This window comes from Acinetobacter sp. YH12128, from assembly GCF_013418655.1.
Lineage (GTDB): Bacteria > Pseudomonadota > Gammaproteobacteria > Pseudomonadales > Moraxellaceae > Acinetobacter > Acinetobacter amyesii.
Genome location: NZ_VPBO01000001.1, coordinates 163,783 through 183,390 on the forward strand (window position 1 = coordinate 163,783; position 19,608 = coordinate 183,390).

A 19,608-nucleotide genomic window follows, 5' to 3' on the forward strand; every position below is an offset into this window, starting at 1 on the left:
TACATTTGGAAACGTGCTAATTGCATAGATATGATAAAATTGTGAAAATTTTTTATTTTGAAAGTGAGAGCGCACCTCTCACGGCTTAAGGTATAACAACTTTGAATCCACCAAATATGCCGAATCAAGTCGATTTTCAGAAAGTCGCATTAGAAACTTTGCGTATTGAAGAGCATGCTTTACAAGTATTAGCGACGCAAATAGATGATCGTTTTAGCCAAGCCTGCGAAATCATTTTACAGTGCAAAGGGCGTTTAGTGATTACTGGTATGGGCAAATCGGGGCATATCGGTCGTAAAATGGCCGCTACGTTTGCCTCGACAGGTACGCCATCTTTCTTCATGCATCCAGGTGAAGCTGGACATGGTGATTTGGGCATGTTAGTTAAAGGTGATGTGCTCATTGCAATTTCAAACTCAGGTAAGAGTGATGAAATTATGATGCTCATGCCGTTGATTAAACATTTGGGCATTCCTTTAATTACCATGAGTGGCGACAATAAAGGCCCAATGCCACAAAATGCCGATGTCGCATTGACCTTGGGTAATATTCAAGAAGCATGCCCTTTGGGTCTAGCGCCGACCTCAAGTACCACTGCAACATTAGCCTTAGGTGATGCCCTTGCAGTTGCATTATTGGATGCACGTGGCTTTACCTCAGATGATTTTGCACGTTCTCATCCTGCTGGAGCGTTGGGTAAACGTTTGTTATTGCATGTAAAACATTTGATGCATACAGGTGAAGACTTACCCAAAGTGTCGCCAGAGACACCAATGAATAAAGTTCTGTACGAAATTTCAAATAAGCGTTTGGGTCTTACCACGATTGTCGATGAAAACGATACCTTATTGGGTATCTTTACCGACGGTGACCTACGTCGTTTGATTGATAAACAGCAAGGCTTTGATGTGAATATGAAAGTCTCAGAAGTGATGATTAAAAATCCGTTGACGATTTCACAAGAAGAACGCGCGGTACATGCTTTAGAACGTATGAACGAAAAGAAAATTACACAATTTGTAGTTGTTGATAATGCCAATAAAGTGATTGGGATTATCAGCATGCATGATCTGATTCAGGCTGGGGTAAATTAAGAAAATGGCATCGTATGTATTGCTAGAACAAGCGCGTCACATAGAAGCACTGGTACTGGATGTAGATGGAATTTTAAGTGATGGATTTGTAACGTTGACCAATAGTGGCGATGAAATCAAATCTTTTGATATTCGTGATGGCTTGGGCATGAAGTTGGTGCAAAAAGCGGGTATCAAAGTCATTATTATTACTGGCCGTAAAAGTAATATTGTTGAAAAACGCATGTCTGACTTAGGTGTGGACTTGGTTTTTCAAGGTCGTGAAGATAAAGGCGTTGCCTTGACTGAAGCCTGCGCACAGTTCGGTATTGATCCTTCAGATTGCCTATATATGGGCGATGACTGGCCCGATCTTTCAGCCTTTGCTATTGCGGGGATGAAAGTGACCGTACCAAATGGACATTTAGAAGTACGTCGCCGTGCAGATCTTGTTACGCAGGCGATGGGTGGACGTGGTGCTGTTCGTGAAATCTGCGATATGCTTTTAGTTTCTAAAGGTGTATACCAGGAACTACTTGAAAAATATGCAAGTGCACCTTATTAATAAATTGATGCAGTCATTGGATTGAATCTCCGCTTATGGATACTAAAGTTTTATACGTGACAGCTGTGGTCATTGCTGCAGTAAGCGGTGGTTTTTATTATTTCGGTGGAAAGGGTAATAAGCTTCAGGCGGACTCTTCGAAAAGTATGACTTACTCAGCTGAAAACATTAACCTGACGCAGACTGATGAGCAGGGAAAATTGCATATTCGTGCGCAAGTCGATCGACTTGAGCAGGATTTGCAAAAGCAAACGTCTCATTTGGTCAATCTGAAAGCATCGACCTATCAAGATGGTGCTGTCGATGCCACGTTTTTTGCCAAACAAGCCAATGGTATGGACGATAACCAAAAAGTCGTGCTGAGTGACAATGTGGTTGCAACAAAATTGATGCGTGAAGGGCAAATGGAGTTTCGTACTGAGGAACTAACTGCTTTTCCAAAACAGCGTGAAATAGAAACGGACAAGACTGTAACGGTGATTTCACCACAAGCCGAATTTGTCAGCCAAGGTTTAAAAGCAAATTTAAACGACGGTCAATACGAATTTTTTAATATTCGAGGAAAGTATGAACCATAATTTTAATCGAAAAACTGCAAAAACTTTCCTAAAACGTACAGTGCTACTCGGTTCACTGGCGATATGTTCGGTTGCAGCTTTTGCTTTGCCTTCAGATCGTAATCAACCGATTTCATTGGTTGCCGATCGTGCAACATTTAACGAAAAAACCGGGATTACGACGTATACCGGTAATGTCATCATTGAACAGGGTTCGATGAAGCTTCAGGCAAACTCAATCGTTGCGAACTTAAACAGCAAAAAAGAGATCAGTACGATTACAGCAACGGGTGGGCCAGCACATTTCCAACAAAAAACTGACCCTGCCAAAGGCTATGCAAAAGGCCAAGCTCAGAAAATTGTCTACAATGCTGAAACGGGTATTATCACCATGACAGGTGGTGCTTTGTTACAACAAGATGGTGCAAGTATTCGGGGTAATAGCCTGAAATACAGTATGAATAAAGGTGACATCGTTGCTGAGGGTACACCAAATAAATCTGGATCTTCTTCGGGTCGTGTACAGATCGTAATTCCACCGTCAAGCACTAAGTCCTTCCCAGGAGCACGTGATTAATGGAGCAAACCTCGCAAGTTCAAACTTTATGTATTAAACATTTAGCCAAAAACTACAGCAAGCGTTGGGTGGTAAAGGATGTGTCCTTTAGCATGCAAAGTGGTCAAATTGTGGGTTTACTTGGTCCAAATGGTGCAGGTAAAACCACAAGTTTCTATATGGTCGTTGGTCTAGTGCGTATGGATAAAGGTGAGATTCATTTAGATGATCTTGATTTGTCTGACTTAGCAATGCATGAGCGCGCACGTAAAGGTATTGGTTATCTACCTCAAGAAGCATCTATTTTTAGAAAATTAACCATTTCTGAAAATATCATGTCGATTTTAGAAACCCGTAAAGATCTAAATAAGCAACAACGTCAGCAACGTTTAACGGAATTGCTTGCCGACTTTAAAATCACACACATCAAAGATTCTCTTGGTATGAGTGTGTCGGGTGGTGAGCGTCGTCGTGCGGAAATCGCGCGTGCGTTAGCGGCAGACCCTAAATTTATGTTGCTAGATGAACCTTTTGCAGGGGTCGATCCTATTTCAGTGGGTGATATTAAAGACATTATCCGAACATTGAAAGATCGTGGTATTGGCGTATTAATTACAGATCATAATGTGCGTGAAACCCTTGCGATTTGTGAGCATGCTTATATCGTGAGCGAAGGTTCAGTGATTGCAGAAGGTACTCCAGAAGAAGTCCTTGCAGATGAAACGGTACGTAAAGTTTATCTTGGTGATGATTTTATCGTTTAATTGAATAATATAAGAAATTTCCCGTTGAATGGCGCTAGTTTCATTCAGCGGGTTTATGTTATTGTCTGAAATGACAAAAACTGAGCGATTAATCTAAAAAATTAACAAGAATTCAGTATACTTTAAACTAAAAATACGACCTGCAAAAATCATGCGATTACGAAAGATGAATGGTCCAGAAGTTGGGCGTCCGCGTAAAAATAAGTGTAATTTCTTTTGTATATTATTATTACCCTTTTCCATTGGTTCAGTGTATGCAGCAGATACTAGCACTGCACAAAGTACCATTCAAAAGACATTAGATAAGATTTTTTTACCTAATAAGCCTAAACCTTCTGCCGAAAAAATTAACATCACCGAACTCAGTAAATATAATTTAGATACCTCACGTGTCCAAGAAATGCCAGCCGTTGCTTATGGTCGAACACAACAAGGCAGCTATAATCCAAACACAGTAGCGAAGAATCTAAGTTTTATTGATGCGATACATATCGCCGTCCAAAGACGTCCAGAAATCACACAAAGTATTGCTACAGTCGCATCGCAAAACGCTAATATTGACCTAGCGAATGCTGCATATTATCCCCAAATTTCAGGTGGATTGAGCACTGCAGATCTGACTAAAGGCGAGCGTGGACGTCAGTTGGTATCTTTAAATGCGACGCAGATGTTATATGACTTTGGTAAAACCAAAAGTGCTGTCGGTATCGAAGAAGCAAAAATGTTACAAGAGCAGGCTAATGTACTTGTAAATTTAGATGAAGTTTCTTTTGATGTTGCAAATGCCATTATCAACATTAAACGATATCAAGAAGTTGCTAAAATTGCGCAGCAGCAAATTGCCGGTGTGAGTCGGATTGCTGAGATTGCTAATTTACGTGCAACCGCAGGGATCAGTAGTCAAGCAGACCCTATTCAAGCCAAGTCAAATTTAGAAGCTGCGGAATCAAATTTAATTGTGCAAGAAACTCAACTTCGACAGTACCAACAGCGACTTCGTACCTTGTTAGGTTTTGATGTAAGTCAGATCAATTGGGTGATACCCGATCGGATCTTAACTGCAGCGGCTTTATATGAGGATCCGGACTTCAAGATGATTCCGAGCATGATGAAAGCACAGGCTGGAGTTCAAGTTGCCAAACTGCAAAAGCAACAGTCAAAATTAAGTGCTTATCCAACCCTCAATGTCAAAGGCAGTCTGAGTCAGGCGGTGAATGGCCGTAATCCAAATAATGATGAAGATGATGGTTTATATAATTCAATCATGTTGGAAGCCACCAGTAATTTTTACCAAGGTGGTGCAATTGCAGCGCAAACACGTGCCGCAAGCTATGCAGAAGAAGCAGCAAAAGCACAAGTAAATACAGTGTATTTGGATGTGATTGATCAAGTCCGAATGATTCGTGAACAAATCGAAAATAAAAAGCGTCAAATGTCGATATTGGTGCAGCGCCGTGAAACAACGGTAAGAACCAAAGAGCTGTATCAAGAACAATATAAATTAGGCACTCGAACGGTTGTCGATCTACTGAATGCAGAGCAAGCCATACATAGTGCCGCACAAGAAATTGTGACATCGCAATATGATATCTACTCAGCACTTGCACAGTACATCCAAGTGACAGGGCGTTCACGAAATATCTATGAACTTAATAATATATCTATTCAGGGGTTTGAAGTTCAGCCATGAGTAATACAATAAATTATCAACCGTGGCTACAAGCGGTTCTGAATATTGCAAAGCATTATCGAATTGAACCCTCTGAAGAACGTATACGGTTGCAGTTGGATTGGGATCAACACAAAAATGCCGATGAACTGGTCGCAGTTATGGCACGCCAAATTGGATTAAGTGTTCGTAAAAACAAATACGACATAAATCTGCTCAATCCATGGCGCTTACCTGTATTGGTTGAGTTTATCAGTGGTGAAGTGGGTGTGGTAGAACGCATCGACGTAGACGGTAATGCCAGTGTCCAATTGAGCGGAGATGAAGGTTTATCTCAAGTCTTCTCTATTGAACGATTGAGCCATGGCGTTCGCAATATATATATTCTGCGTCCAGAGTCATCTGTACCCGATGCACGTGTTGATGAATACATCAAGCCGTTTGAAAAAAATTGGTTCTGGTCGATCGTTTTAAAAGACTGGAAACGCTACATCGACATTATGTTTGCTTCATTAATGGCAAATATCTTGGCCCTAGCCACCATTTTATTCTCAATGAATGTGTACGACCGTGTCATTCCATCTCAATCTGTGCCGACTTTATGGGTACTTGCGGGTGGGGTGTTAATTGCAGCGATATTTGAGTTTGCATTACGTGTTTCACGAATTTATTTGTCGGATATTATTGGTAAACGTGCCGATTTGAAAATTTCAGATCGTGTATTTGGTCATGCATTAAGAATTAAAAATAGCGAACGCTCAAAATCTACAGGTACTTTTATTTCACAGATTCGTGAATTAGAAGGGGTACGCGAAATGGTCACCTCGACGACTGTTACTGCGATTGCCGACTTACCGTTTTTCTTCTTGTTCCTGTTCATCTTCTGGTTAATTGGCGGCAATCTATTTTGGGTTATGCTGTTGGTGGTTCCTTTGATGATTATTCCAGGGATTTTGGCGCAAAAACCATTGGCTAAACTTGCACAAATGGGTATGCGCGAGTCTTCGATTCGTAATGCCTTATTGGTTGAATCTGTGCAAGGTATGGAGGATATCAAATTACTTCGTGCTGAATCACGTTTCCAAAACCAATGGAACCACATGAATGAAGTGTCTGCTGATGTCAGCATGCGTCAACGTAAAATTGTGGGCTTAATGTCGGCATGGACGCAAAAAATTCAGGGTCTAACGTTTGCAATTGTTGTACTTGTCGGCTGTTTTGCTGTGATGAAAGGTGAAATGACCACAGGTGCTTTGGTGGCTTGTTCGATTTTGTCTTCACGAATGTTGGCACCGATTTCTGCACTGGCAGGGGTATTAGGTCGTTTACAACAGGCTAAAGTGGCAAAAGCCGGTCTGGATGAGCTCATGAAGAAACCTGTCGATCAACCGGATTATTCTCATCTTATTCATCGACCATCAATTAATGGTCATTATGAACTCAATGGTGTGTCATTTAAGTATGGTGAAGATGACCCACGTCCAAGTCTTTTAATTCCAAAACTGGAAATTAAGGCTGGAGAAAAAATCGCAATTTTGGGCCGTAACGGTGCTGGTAAGTCGACGCTACTCCAATTGTTATCGGGTATGCAAACGCCAGTACAAGGCAAAGTTAAATTAGATGGGATTGAGCTGTCTTTAATTGACCCCGCAGATGTACGCCGTGATATGGGGCTATTGAACCAAAATTCACAGTTATTTTATGGTACGATTCGTGAAAACTTGACCTTGGGTGCTCCGCTGGCTACGGATGAACAATTGATTGAAGTACTGAAAATTACGGGTGCAATTCACTTTGTTCAAGAGAAAAAAGAAGGGCTAGACCATATCATTTTAGAAGGTGGTGTAGGCTTCTCTGGCGGTCAACGCCAAGCTTTGTTGCTTGCACGCTTATTGATTCGTCAACCCAATATTTTATTGCTTGATGAACCTACAGCAGCCATTGATGACGTATCTGAGAAGCAGTTGATCGATCATTTAAAAGGTTATTTACAAAACCGAACTATGGTGGTAGCAACACATCGCCGTGCGGTACTTGAGTTGGTTGACCGCATTATTGTGGTGAATGAAGGTAAAATTGTCATGGATGGGCCTCGTGATCAAATTCTGAATCAGAATGCTCAGAAAAAAGTAGCTGGGGCTTAAATCATGAGTGAAAATAAACAAGAAATACAACGCTCGACCAAAGTCAGCTTTAAAGAGCCACCATTACCGAAATCGAGTTTAATCATTTGGATTATTACGATTGGTCTGGCAATCCTTTTAGTTTGGGCTTGGTTGTTTAAATTAGAAGAAGTCTCTACAGGGACAGGTAAAGTGATTCCATCTTCGAAAGAACAAATTGTTCAGTCGCTTGAGGGAGGTATTTTAACCAAGTTGAATGTGAAGGAAGGTCAAATTGTTGAACAAGGTCAAGTCCTTGCGCAACTCGATCCAACACGCTTCGCATCAAATGTTGGTGAAACCGAGTCTTTACTTGTGGCATCACGTGCGACAGCAGCACGTTTACGTGCAGAAGTGAATGGTACACCATTAACCTTTCCTGAAGATGTTCAAAAGATTCCAGCTTTAGTGAAGGAAGAAACAGCTTTATATCATTCACGTCGTGCAAACTTGGAAGAATCTGTTGCCGGCTTAAAACAGGCATTGGTGTTAGTTCAACAAGAATTGGCCATGACTGAGCCGCTCGTTGCTAAAGGGGCAGCAAGTGAAGTTGAAGTACTTCGTTTAAAGCGTTCAGCGAATGACTTACAAAATCAGTTAAATGATGTCCGTAACCAATATTTGGTGAAATCACGGGAAGAATTGTCGAAAGCCAATACTGATATTGAATCGCAGCAACAAGTGGTGAAAGGCAAATCGGATACGCTGAGCCGTACCGTTTTTAAATCTCCAGTTCGTGGTGTGGTCAAAGAGATTGATGTGATGACATTGGGCGGTGTGATTCCGCAAAATGGTAAATTGATGACTATTGTACCTTTGGATGAACAGCTTTTGGTAGAAGCACGTATTTCACCGCGAGATATTGCTTTTATTCGTCCGGGTCAAGAAGCCTTAGTGAAAATTACGGCATATGACTATTCGATCTATGGTGGTCTAAAAGGTAAAGTGACCGTCATTTCACCAGATACTTTACGTGATGAAGTGAAACAAGATCAGTTCTATTATCGTGTTTATATTCGTACAGATAGTGATAAATTAAGCAATAAAGAAGGTAAAAGTTTTAGTATCACTCCGGGTATGGTGGCGACAGTTGATATCCGTACCGGCTCGAAAACTGTACTTGAGTACTTAATCAAGCCATTCAATAAAGCAAAAGAAGCACTTCGCGAACGTTAATAGCGCAGTGCCAATCAAGCCTCCAGCATTGGGGGCTTTTTTGTGGATGTAAGTCTTTCAAAAAACGCTATAATATCCTTTGATATAGGATCTAAAGACGTTATGCCATTTACACTCGCCGCACAGTTTGAATATGAAGAAGACATTAAAAAAAGTCGTTTTCAAGCCATCGCAGTTCCTGTGGAAAATGAACAAGCCGTTAAAGAATTTCTCGAAGCCCATAAAGATATCTCAACAACACATCAGTGTTGGGCATGGAAAATTGGACATACCGTACGTTTTAATGATGATGGTGAGCCTTCAGGCACAGCAGGTCGGCCCATTCTAGCAACCATAGAAGGGAATGACCTAACCAACGTGTTGGTCTTGGTTAATCGTTGGTATGGCGGAATTAAGCTCGGGACAGGGGGATTGGTACGTGCCTATGGTGGCTGTGCAGGTCAATGCCTTTTACAAGCTGAAAAAATTGAACTTATTGAGAAGAAAAAAGTGCAATTTAGTTGTCAGTTTAATGAATGGGCAATTTTCCAATATGAACTCAATCAGCAGCAAATTGAATTTCAGGAAGACTATACAGCGCAGGGCGTAAATGTACTTGCAGCATTGCAAATTCATCAAATCCAACCGCTACAGTTAAAGATTCAAGATGTAACTCGCGGACGTGAACAATTGCATATCATCGAGGCTGATGAAGATGAATGAACAAGATCCATTATTGAAATATCGAGAGCAACATAAGCATCGTCTGAATTATATGCCTTGGTTGTATTGGTCACTTAAACCGAAAAATCGTGGTTGGGCCGAAGCTTGGCAACAGGAATATCAAGACTATCTCAAATCGATGGAAACCGTTGAAATTGGTGAAAACTGTTTTATATCGCCATTGGCTCATATTTTTGCCGAACCGGGACGTAAGATTGTTATTGGAGATAACAGCTTTATTGCGGCGGATTGCACTTTGCATGGCCCAATAGAAATAGGCAATGAAGTGGCGATCAATCATCACTGTATTTTAGATGGTGGGCGAGTGGGCATCAAAATTCACGATCAGGTTCGTATGGCGGCATATTGCCATTTATACGCTTTTGATCATGGAATGGATGTTAATCAACCCATTTATCAGCAGGCTGTACGATCACAAGGGATTGAGATAGAGCGTGATGTTTGGTTAGGGGCGCATGTTGGAATCAAGGATGGCATTCACATTGCTGAGCAGGCTGTGGTCGGTATGAACAGTATGGTGACGAAAAATGTTGAAGCACGTGCCATTATTGTGGGTAATCCTGCAAAATTCATTCGATATCGTGAATAAATAATCACCAAATAGGTCATAAATCATTTTTATGCTTACACAAATGCATGCACAGTGAAACAGAGTTGTGATAAGTTAAAAATAACAAACAACATTTTATAGCCAAGCAATAATAAAACGAGGGCTAATCATGAAACGAGTTATCGCCTGTATCGACTCTTCTCCATGCATTAATGCACTAGCTGATGCTGCTGCTTGGGTTGCTAAACAAACGCACCGTGAGTTGGTTTTACTACAAATACTAGATTACTATCCGGCAAGTTATCACTTAGGTGAAATCAGTGGCGTGATTGGGTTTGAAAGTAATGCCATGCTCTTGAAAGAACTTGCGGAGTTAGAACAAAAACAAAGTGATTTAGCGTTAGATTATAGTAATAACTTGCTCAAACACATTTCTGAAATGATCCAAGATAAGCATGGTATTCAAACCACCCATATTCAGGAAAAGGGCGACTTCTTGGAGCAAAGTTTTAATGTGTTGCAAGATGACGATATTGTTTTAATTGGTCGCGTGGGTGAACGTTCAGCAGAGCGCAATAAGCCGCTTGGTAGTAATGTTGAAAACTTTATACGTGGTGCATGTTGTACAGTTATGACTGTAGGGCCAACGTTTAAACCACCGACTCGTTTTATTTTTGCCTATGAATATTCGCCTAAATGTGTTGAGTTAATGAAGCGTGTGGCACAAAGTGACCTACTCAAACTTTTACAATGTCATTTGGTCTATGTTGGAGATCACCCACAAATCTTGGATGATCCAAAAAATTATTTAACCAATGCGGGGCTCGATGTGGTGACGGAATACCGTTATGGCGATGTTTCGGAAAATATTCTGGACTATCAACAAGAGCATGGTATTCAGTTAATCGTACTTGGCGCTTTTAGCCACAGTAAAATCCATCAGTTCTTCTTGGGCAGTATCACCACCAGTATTTTCAGAAATTCGAGTGTTCCATTGTTGGTTGTAAAATAAGTTGAGCAAACGAACAGAGTTGATTTAATAGACGGACAATTACGAGTAAATAAATAATAAGTTGTTGATTTAAAAATAATCAGAGTTATCCTCAAAAATTGTGGATAACTCTGTGTGTAGTATTTGTAGGTAATTGTTTTTAAAATAAAATATTATATTGATTGTTTTTTATACCTTTATTCGAGGTGTTTAAAAAACACCTCGATTGAGATTATTTGACGATTGCAATCGCAAAACCATCATGACCTTTACAACCTACAGTTTGAAGTGCCGTGCAAGATAAAATTTTTGGATGATTTTGCATGGCTTTGAACATATCACGGATACCTTCAATGCTTGGTTTGTGGTTTTCAGCATTTAGAATCTCACCTGCACGAATTACATTGTCTAAAACAATCACTGTACCTGAATGAGATAAATTTAAGCTTAATTCTAAATATTCAGGGTAGCTCTGTTTGTCTGCATCGACAAAAATAAAGTCAAAAGGTTCGGTATCTTCAGGAAGGGCACGTAAAATATCTGCCGCACGACCACATTTCAGTTCTATCGTTTGTGCAAGCTTTGCATTATCAATATTTTCTTGACCGAGGGCAGCATGTGTATCACGACCTTCAATGGTCAGAATGTAACCATCATTAGGTAAGGCACGTGCTAACCACATGGTGCTATAGGCTGCAAAAGTTCCAAGTTCTAAAACGCGTTTACACTTGTTCATTTGGATTAACATTTGAAGCAGCATGCCTTGATTAGCCGCTACAGCAAGATGATCAGGAAAGCCACGTTCATCCGTATGTTGAAGTGTTTGGGTCAATATTGGATCTTCAGGAATTAAATGTGAATCGATGTAAGCATCAATGTCTGTCCACATTTGTTGCATGTTGTCGCACCTCGTGATTGATGCAAGCATTTTAAACCTTTCCACCAACATCGCAATTTATTGTTCTATATTTGAATATTTTATGTACAAAAAAGACCTCCGAAGAGGTCTTGATATGACGATGTAATGTTTTAGTAATTACACATTGATGAGCGACTTGAGTGATCAGGCCCCCAAGTACGGTAGCCTTGAGTATCAATATGAATTTGTCCGCTGGCATATAAACCTAATCCCATATTGAGACTCTGCCCGTGTTGTGACCAAAATTGGCATAAACGGAACTTGGTATTTTCAATATAACTGTAGTCTTCGGGCTGTGGGTACGCAGGTCCAATACGGAAATCAATCGCCGAGTTATATAGGTGACGAGATGAACTTGCACCACCGGCACATTGGTTCAAAGGCAAATCACGATAAACTGAAGTCACTTCAAAGTCCGTTAAGATATTTGCAGCAACTAAATATTTAAAGACACGTAAGGTCGCAATTTGGTTTTGCCATAATTCACGGTTAGGCACCATATATTCTGAGCGACCACATTTTTGCCAATCACGTGCAGTACGCATCAGCTCAAATGAAGGGATGATATTGCCTACACCATTTTTCTCTAAAAAGACTTCATAGTCTCGAACGCGACGTAAATTATCGACAGACGCGACCCATGAGTTGTACGCATAAGGCACCACTTTAGGCGGGGCTTGTCTGATGGTCGTCACTTTTTCTTGAGGTATGTAAATACGTTTACCGTCGGGAGTTGTAATAGTGTGACCTTGTTTTTGTGGTGTAGTTGTACAACCAATGAAAACAAGAGGAAATATTGCAACGGACAATAATCCCTTGAGTAAATGCTTCATTATAGAAATCAATTATTTATAAACTCGTTCTATTTTAATCCAATTTGATTGAGAAAATTTGAATAATTTGCAATGAAATGTGTGCTTTAAGTATAAAAAAAGATCAGCATGTGCTGATCTTTTCATGAAAGCGTAAAATTACTTTTCAAGATATTGTAATTTATCAGCTTTACCGTTCCACTCTTCACGGTCGGCAGGTTGATCACCAATTTGAGTGATGTTCGGCCATTTTTGAGAAAGTTCAGTATTAAGTTCGATAAATACTTCTTGACCTTCAGGTAACTCATCTTCAGAGAAAATCGCGTTAGCTGGACACTCAGGTTCACATAGCGCACAGTCGATACATTCATCTGGATTAATAACAAGGAAGTTTGGACCTTCATAGAAACAGTCAACAGGGCAAACTTCTACGCAGTCTTGATATTTACATTTAATACAGTTTTCAGTGACAACAAAGGTCATGGCGACAGCTACCTAAAAAATATGGTTCTAATAAACTAATGGTGTATTTTAGGCAAAAAATAGGGTAACTAACAATTCCTTTTATTGATAATTATTATATGCAGTGCTGTTAAAATCACTAAAAACTGAACAATTTATGTAAATTTCACAATGAATGAGAATCATACTCAAAAAACTGATTAAATTACATCTGTTTATCGAACAATATTTTTATGTGCATTTTAAGCATGAAACATTTTAGAACATTAATTTTTTATCAATTTATTGCTGAATAGCCGCAGTAGTAGATAGCAAACATTCACTAATTTACGCGTTTGAATGGTGTCAATGCAAAGAACACCTTCATTGGTGTTCTTTGCATATCTCATCTATCGCTTCTGCTCAATTTAGATCTTAAGTAAATCCTTTAAAGTGTAAAGCTGTTGTAATGCTTCACGTGGACTTAAGTTATCGATATCAATGTCTGCTAAGGCATCAAGTACGGGCGATGTTTTTTCAACTTCAACTACGCGTTCAATGACTTCAGGCTCTGCGAGTGCCGAGAATAGATCGGTTTGTACAGCCGTATTGAGTTGCTGTTTTTGCTGAGTTTCTAATATACGAAGGCGATTTTGCGCTTCTTTGATCACAGCTGCAGGAATACCTGCAAGCTTTGCCACCTGTAGACCATGACTTTGACTCGCCGGGCCTTGTTGAACTTTATGCAGTAAGATCAGGTTGCCATTTAGCTCACGAGCAGTCACATGATAGTTATCTATATTGGCGTCTTTGCCTAACTCGGTGAGCTCAAAATAATGCGTTGCAAATAGGCATAAACATTTAATGCGACGCGTGAGATCGAGCACACATGCCCACGCCAAAGATAAGCCATCATAGGTACTCGTACCACGTCCGACTTCATCCATCAGTACCAATGATTGATTGGTCGCATGATGTAGAATCTGTGAGGTTTCAGTCATTTCCACCATGAAGGTTGATTTGCCTGTAGACAAGTCGTCGGCAGATCCTATACGGGTAAATATCCGATCGATCGGCCCTAATACGGCAGATTGGGCAGGGACAAAGCTACCACAGTAGGCTAATAAGCTGATTAAGGCAGTTTGGCGCATAAAGGTCGATTTACCGCCCATATTTGGCCCTGTGATAATCGCCATGCGGTGATTAAAGTCCAAACTAGTATCATTTGGAGTAAATGCTGATTTGCTCAGAGATTCCACAACTGGGTGACGTCCGGCTTTGATTTTGATCCCAACTTCAGGGCTATATTCAGGACGTGACCAATTTCGTAATCGAGCTTGATGGGCAAAATTAGCCAGTAAATCAATTTGCGCTATAGCGGCGCTCATCATTTGTAAGTTGCCAATATCTGCACGTAATTCATCGAGTAATAGTTCAAAAAGCATTTTTTCGCGCGCTAATGCACGTGACTCACTCGAAAGTACCTTATCTTCAAAAGATTTCAACTCAGGGGTAATGTAGCGTTCCGCATTTTTTAGGGTTTGGCGGCGAATATAATGATCAGGTGCTTGCTCAGCCTGCGCTCGAGTCAGTTCAATATAGTAGCCACTGACACGGTTATAGCCAATTTTTAAGGTTGAAATTCCGGTTTGTTCACGCTCTTTGATTTCGAGATCGATGAGGAATTGTCCTGCATGGTCACGAATTTTACGCAGTTCATCCAGTTCAGTGTCGAAGCCCTCAGCAATCACATTTCCATCACGTAAAAGCACCGGCGGGTTTTCTACGATGGCAGACATGAGACGCTCATGTAAGCCGTGAAAATCACCCATTTCATCATTTAACTGAGCGATCAGCTTAGATTGATGTGCCTGAATGATCGGTTCAAGTGCATGTCGAAGATAGGGAATTTGTGCACAAGTTTGACGTAACTGAACTAGGTCTCGTGGACGAGCACTGCCGAGCGCTACACGAGATAGCACACGTTCAATATCGCCAATTTCTTTGAGAACTAAGCGGATCGGAGACTCATGATAGCCTTGCAGCATCGCTTGTGAGGCATCTAAACGCGCATCCAATAAAGCGGTATCTCGTAAAGGCTGCATCAAGGTACGACTCAATAGGCGGCCGCCCATCGCAGTTTGGCAATCATTGATTAGTTGGAACAGGGAAGTACCATGTTCAAATAGGGGATCAATCAGTTCTAAGTTACGACGAGTGACGGGATCGAGCGCCACGAAATCACTACTTTGTTCGAGTTGAATGCTGCGGATATGTGGTAAAGCGGTTTTTTGAGTGACTTTTGCATAGTGAATCAAAGCCGCTGCGGCAGCTTTCGCCAAAGGCAAATGGTCAATACCAAAACCTGAAAGTGTGGCTACTGCAAATTGGTCACACAGCGTTTTTTGCGCGTTATTTAAATTGAAGTCGACATTTGGACGTTTAGTAACAGGGCAGTCTAACTGACGTTTAATTTGCTCGACAATATTCGGGTCAATAAGATCTTCATCAATCAAAATTTCGCTCGGCATTAAACGAGAAAGTTCGATTGCCAATTGTTCCAGTTGATAGTCCATTTGCTGAACTTTGAAAATACCTGCACTGAGGTCCAGTAAAGCAATCCCGATTTGATTTTGTTGTAAGCAGATTGCGACTAAATTTGAACTTTGATGAGAGGCAATCAGTGCGTCATCCGTTAATGTCCCCGGGGTAATGATACGGACAATTCCGCGCTCAACCGGCCCTTTGCCAGTTACTTCACCAATTTGTTCGCAGATCACCACCGTTTCACCTTTTTTTACAAGGCGGGCTAAATAGCCTTCAGCAGCATGGTATGGGACACCTGCCATTGGAATAGGCTCACCATTGGCTTTACCACGATGTGTCAGTGTAATTCCTAAGAGTTTTGCTGCTTTATGCGCATCTTCAAAAAAGAGCTCATAAAAATCACCCATCCGATAAAACATCAGTGAATGCGGATTTTGCATTTTGACTGACATGTACTGTTGCATCATCGGGGTCAGGGTTGAAAGGTCAACTTTGGAATTATCAGCTTGCATGAAACGAAATACCTTAAAATAAAAATTTGTGCGCTGCTAAACGAAAAACACTGTTTTGATGAAAATTGGATTTAGAAAAAGTCCTTATATTTATTTTGTCTCTTCATTCAAAACCACAGGTGTACGTTAACAAATCGTGTTGCTGATTCTAGCAAAAAAAGTGACAGGAAAATGCCAGAAAAGGTTTGTCTGCATGTAAAAAAAGCAGTCAAAATATTATTTATAAACGCTAAAAAGTCTGTGTGTAAATTCAACAATGGATAAATTCACAAAGCGATAGACTGACTCAAACATCTAGCTGCGCTTCAGCCTGAGCTAATCGATATTGGTTGCGACCGCTGCCTTTTGCAAGGTAAAGCGCTTGATCGGCAGCCAATATAAATTTCTGAATTTGATCAGATGTAGATGGAATGATCGTTTCCGTACCGATGCTAATCTTCACAAATTTAGACATATGGTTGGCTGGATGTGGAAGTTCGAGTGATTAAATTCTGCATAATAAATCGGCTGCCAAAGGTTCAATTTTTAGCTTCAGTTAACACCCTAAAGAGGAGTAAAAACTCTTCGCTGCCATAGTGTGCAGCTAACTCACCATTTCGATTAGTGATTTGAGACAAAACCTCAGTAATTTATGTGAGGCAGATGTCACCCGCCTGATGACCTAAATGATCATTTTAATTTTCAAAAAATCGATATCGATCACCATGATGCTTAAAGGCTGTTGATGGCGTAGGGCATAATGCCATAGCTGTTCTAAAGCTCCTTATAACGGACGACGGTTTGCTAGCCCAGTCAGTGGGTCATGTTCTACCAACCCGCAACCATGGCAATATAAAAACGCATACCAACAAAGGCATAGATGATGACCAAGGCATACTTCATGGCTGCATGTAATAGCGCATCATTGTGATCATTACAAATCACAGTAAATATGATCGCAACAGCGCACATCGAGCCTAGACAAGTATAAACATTAAAATAAGGGGTTAATGCGGAAAAAAAGAAAAATCCCATGCGATCAGAGTGATAAACACTACCCAAATATACAGAGGAATCTACAAAACTGCGTTATGGAATCACTTGATAAATCCCTGAACATAACAGGGCATACAGGAAAAAAATAATGATCCCGCGAAAACGAAATTCTTTCGCCGCTTCATCACGGTAGAGCGGCTGATAAATGGATTCTAAATTTGGCGTAAAATAAACTTTATTTAATCGAGTTTTGATTAAACCCTCAATTTCATCCCGATGAAGTAAGTTTGAGCCTTTTAATTTCATAATTCGATATGCTCATAAAAAATTTAGGATATGTGCACAACTTTTTTGTCTATATTTAACCCGTATTTATCTCTAATATAAGATTTGTATAAAATTTAACAAGTGATTTTGAGTTTTAAAATGATTAAAAAATAAAGGCTTATATAATAATTATGTGAATATTGGCCTATTCAAGTAAATGCAGAAATGAAAAAAACCGATCCTGAGATCGGTTTTAAAATATGTAGATCGAATTAAATGTTGTATTGCATTATGGTTTATAGAGGCCAAGTTCAATCAAATGCAGTCGTAGTATACGGCGCAGTTCGAGTACAGCTTCTGGGGTTTCTTGAATTGAATGACCACCTTTAATGATCTTTTCTGAAACAGCACCCTCTAAATGCGCACTGGTGTATGGCACGACATCATCTGAGATTACATTTTTATCTTGGCTGTTGGTGTTATTTCCCATAATTGAGTGAAACTTCAAACCTATACGTGGCTGAATATCTTCAGTGAGCGCAATAAATTTGGATTGGTGGCTTAAGTCACTTGGTCCATTTTGGATTAAGCCGTGGTCGATTTCACGGAATAAATCTTTCAGGTCTTCTTCCTGAGTTAACACATCACCCATGGCTGATAAGAAAGCGCCCGGAAGTTTAATGATTTTTCGAGCAGCTTTGGTAAACCAACGATCTGCGTATTCAGTACCACGATGCGGTGCAGCCAAGAAAATCGCACGGCTGAAATTTGGAATATCGTCAATTACCATACGCTGCTTCACGACTGGAATATTGCGGTACTGATTTAATTGACGTGAGTTCATCATTTTCAAAGCAGATTGTGTGGTATCGGCTTGGCTAACCAGTAGTCGTGCAATAATTCCGCCCATACTATGACCAACTAAAACCGCATCTTTTTTAGCTGCAGCATTGGCGTCGACTTTATTAAAAGTTTGAGTCAATATGGAATAAATTTGGAAGCGGCTTTCAATAATCGGCATGTTGGTTGAGTAGAACACTTGCCACACTTGATAATGCTCACGTAGCACTGAATCGCCCATAATATCGTTGGTGAGACGAATCCATGCTTCAGGGCTACTAGCAAGACCATGTACCAAAACGATGACTTTTTTGTCAGGATTATATGGTTCAAGCATGTATAAATGTGGCATCGTGAGTTTTTCATCACGGTCAATCAGGGATAAATACGCTGCCTTGCCCAAGTTGTTTTGTGCTAACCAAAGACCATAAGGTGCAGAAAAATTGGCTGCAAGGGCATAGTTTTTATTGGCAATATTGACCTGTTCATATTTGTACGGGTCGTAAGCCTTAATTTGAAACTCATGCTGATTTAAAATTTGATCAACTGAAGTTGTGGTGCTTACAGGTTCCGCTGTTAAGGTTGCAGCTAAATAGCGCGCTTGATGGATATTAGGGTTTGAACCAGACGGATATTTAAAATCTATTGGGTTGATAATGTATTTGGCTTTGCCTGTTTCAACTGTATGTTCTTCGGGTAAAACCACAAGAAATTCGGAACCAAAACCATCTCGGCGGGTAATAGAACGTAAACCTGAGAAGTTGAGGTTATAGGTTGACATCAATTGTTCAATTTTACGATTTTTGAGTTCTGGATAGTGGCTGAAGTCAATATGATAGGTGGTTTGTCCGACTTTGATCTGTTGGGTGACTTCTTGTGGTTTATAACGTAGTGCATAGCTGCTGACCAGTTTGGCAATCCCTTGATTATAGAAATCTCGAATTTGAACTTGGCGGTTATCAAAAATACGGTCAGCAGGCGCACGTTTGGTTTTAAACATGTACGCATAGCTATAGCGGATACTTTTATCCAGTAGCGTCAGCTGTTGATCTAAACATTTGTTATAGGCGTCTTGTTCAATTTTTTGTTTTTCTTCTGATTTGTGGCTAGTCAGTAAACCTATTTTACAGGCAGAAGAAGATTCATATTCGATTGCTTTGGCTAAATATAATTCACTTGCCGTAGACAATAATTGTTCGTCTTGAATTTGTGGGATCTGTTGTAGTTCATCAACACAGGCTTTCGGGTCTTCTATACACGCTTTGGCTTCACGACCTGTCATCGACAAGACGTTTAAACTGGCTTCGCTGAGTTTGTTTCGAGAAATAATACTTTCACGTTCATTGGCAATGGAGACGTTCAGTTTTTGGTTTTTGACGCTGACGACCTGGCATCCACTCAGGACGCTGGTACTCATGATTCCAAGGAGCAGTATTGTTTTAGTATTTAGCTGCATAAAGGGGTCGCACATTGGGTTAAATATTTTCAAATCATACGATAATTGTCAGG

19 protein-coding genes are annotated in these 19,608 nt (G+C 40.4%); 11 read left to right on the top strand and 8 right to left on the bottom strand.

Going from position 1 to position 19,608, the window contains the following annotated elements; genetic code table 11:
• The first annotated feature begins 116 nt into the window (after positions 1-116).
• The 11 genes from FTU64_RS00850 to FTU64_RS00900 all read left to right on the top strand — a co-directional run bounded on the left by FTU64_RS00850 (position 117) and on the right by FTU64_RS00900 (position 10,807).
• Positions 117-1,094, top strand: coding sequence for an SIS domain-containing protein (locus FTU64_RS00850; RefSeq protein ID WP_180059102.1), 978 nt, complete (start codon positions 117-119; stop codon positions 1,092-1,094).
• A gap of 4 nt (positions 1,095-1,098) precedes the next feature.
• On the top strand, positions 1,099-1,638 hold the full coding sequence (locus FTU64_RS00855; RefSeq protein ID WP_078188762.1) for an HAD family hydrolase: 540 nt from the start codon (positions 1,099-1,101) through the stop codon (positions 1,636-1,638).
• Positions 1,639-1,673: 35 nt separating this feature from the next.
• A complete protein-coding gene (gene lptC / locus FTU64_RS00860; RefSeq protein WP_078188761.1) occupies positions 1,674-2,216 on the top strand; it encodes an LPS export ABC transporter periplasmic protein LptC in 543 nt (180 codons plus the stop codon).
• A complete protein-coding gene (lptA, locus tag FTU64_RS00865; protein ID WP_180059071.1) occupies positions 2,206-2,772 on the top strand; it encodes a lipopolysaccharide transport periplasmic protein LptA in 567 nt (188 codons plus the stop codon). Before lptC ends, lptA begins: the two co-directional genes overlap by 11 nt.
• Positions 2,772-3,515, top strand: a complete 744-nt coding sequence (lptB, locus tag FTU64_RS00870; protein ID WP_180040050.1) for an LPS export ABC transporter ATP-binding protein — start codon at positions 2,772-2,774, stop codon at positions 3,513-3,515. Before lptA ends, lptB begins: the two co-directional genes overlap by 1 nt.
• A 166-nt stretch (positions 3,516-3,681) precedes the next feature.
• The gene (locus FTU64_RS00875; RefSeq protein ID WP_180040100.1) at positions 3,682-5,205 is read left to right on the top strand and encodes a TolC family protein; all 1,524 of its coding nucleotides are present in this window, start codon (positions 3,682-3,684) and stop codon (positions 5,203-5,205) included.
• Positions 5,202-7,328: a type I secretion system permease/ATPase gene (locus tag FTU64_RS00880; RefSeq protein ID WP_180054464.1), complete on the top strand. Its 2,127-nt coding sequence runs from the start codon at positions 5,202-5,204 to the stop codon at positions 7,326-7,328. The genes FTU64_RS00875 and FTU64_RS00880 overlap by 4 nt, the downstream gene beginning before the upstream one ends.
• A gap of 3 nt (positions 7,329-7,331) precedes the next feature.
• Positions 7,332-8,522: an HlyD family type I secretion periplasmic adaptor subunit gene (locus tag FTU64_RS00885; RefSeq protein ID WP_078193562.1), complete on the top strand. Its 1,191-nt coding sequence runs from the start codon at positions 7,332-7,334 to the stop codon at positions 8,520-8,522.
• Positions 8,523-8,624: 102 nt separating this feature from the next.
• Positions 8,625-9,224, top strand: a complete 600-nt coding sequence (locus FTU64_RS00890) for a YigZ family protein (RefSeq protein ID WP_180054462.1) — start codon at positions 8,625-8,627, stop codon at positions 9,222-9,224.
• A complete protein-coding gene (locus FTU64_RS00895; RefSeq protein ID WP_180054460.1) occupies positions 9,217-9,834 on the top strand; it encodes a DapH/DapD/GlmU-related protein in 618 nt (205 codons plus the stop codon). Before FTU64_RS00890 ends, FTU64_RS00895 begins: the two co-directional genes overlap by 8 nt.
• Before the next feature lie 130 nt (positions 9,835-9,964).
• Positions 9,965-10,807: a universal stress protein gene (locus tag FTU64_RS00900; RefSeq protein ID WP_180059072.1), complete on the top strand. Its 843-nt coding sequence runs from the start codon at positions 9,965-9,967 to the stop codon at positions 10,805-10,807.
• A 211-nt stretch (positions 10,808-11,018) separates the two neighbouring features.
• Here the strand turns inward: FTU64_RS00900 and FTU64_RS00905 are convergent, their stop codons facing one another.
• The 8 genes from FTU64_RS00905 to FTU64_RS00930 all read right to left on the bottom strand — a co-directional run bounded on the left by FTU64_RS00905 (position 11,019) and on the right by FTU64_RS00930 (position 19,516).
• Positions 11,019-11,684, bottom strand: a complete 666-nt coding sequence (locus FTU64_RS00905; RefSeq protein WP_180059073.1) for an O-methyltransferase — start codon at positions 11,682-11,684, stop codon at positions 11,019-11,021.
• A gap of 131 nt (positions 11,685-11,815) precedes the next feature.
• Positions 11,816-12,538, bottom strand: a complete 723-nt coding sequence (locus tag FTU64_RS00910) for a D-Ala-D-Ala carboxypeptidase family metallohydrolase (protein ID WP_078188751.1) — start codon at positions 12,536-12,538, stop codon at positions 11,816-11,818.
• A gap of 138 nt (positions 12,539-12,676) precedes the next feature.
• On the bottom strand, positions 12,677-13,000 hold the full coding sequence (gene fdxA / locus FTU64_RS00915) for a ferredoxin FdxA (RefSeq protein WP_004651686.1): 324 nt from the start codon (positions 12,998-13,000) through the stop codon (positions 12,677-12,679).
• A gap of 386 nt (positions 13,001-13,386) precedes the next feature.
• Positions 13,387-16,017: a DNA mismatch repair protein MutS gene (gene mutS, locus FTU64_RS00920; protein ID WP_180027306.1), complete on the bottom strand. Its 2,631-nt coding sequence runs from the start codon at positions 16,015-16,017 to the stop codon at positions 13,387-13,389.
• Positions 16,018-16,303: 286 nt separating this feature from the next.
• Complete coding sequence (locus FTU64_RS16275; RefSeq protein ID WP_373685804.1) at positions 16,304-16,459, bottom strand: hypothetical protein; 156 nt, start codon at positions 16,457-16,459, stop codon at positions 16,304-16,306.
• Positions 16,460-16,824: 365 nt separating this feature from the next.
• Positions 16,825-17,031, bottom strand: a complete 207-nt coding sequence (locus FTU64_RS16280; RefSeq protein ID WP_257222164.1) for a hypothetical protein — start codon at positions 17,029-17,031, stop codon at positions 16,825-16,827.
• Positions 17,032-17,085: 54 nt separating this feature from the next.
• A complete protein-coding gene (locus FTU64_RS16285) occupies positions 17,086-17,298 on the bottom strand; it encodes a hypothetical protein (protein WP_257222165.1) in 213 nt (70 codons plus the stop codon).
• Positions 17,299-17,548: 250 nt separating this feature from the next.
• Complete coding sequence (locus FTU64_RS00930; RefSeq protein WP_373886552.1) at positions 17,549-19,516, bottom strand: esterase/lipase family protein; 1,968 nt, start codon at positions 19,514-19,516, stop codon at positions 17,549-17,551.
• Positions 19,517-19,608 lie beyond the last annotated feature (92 nt).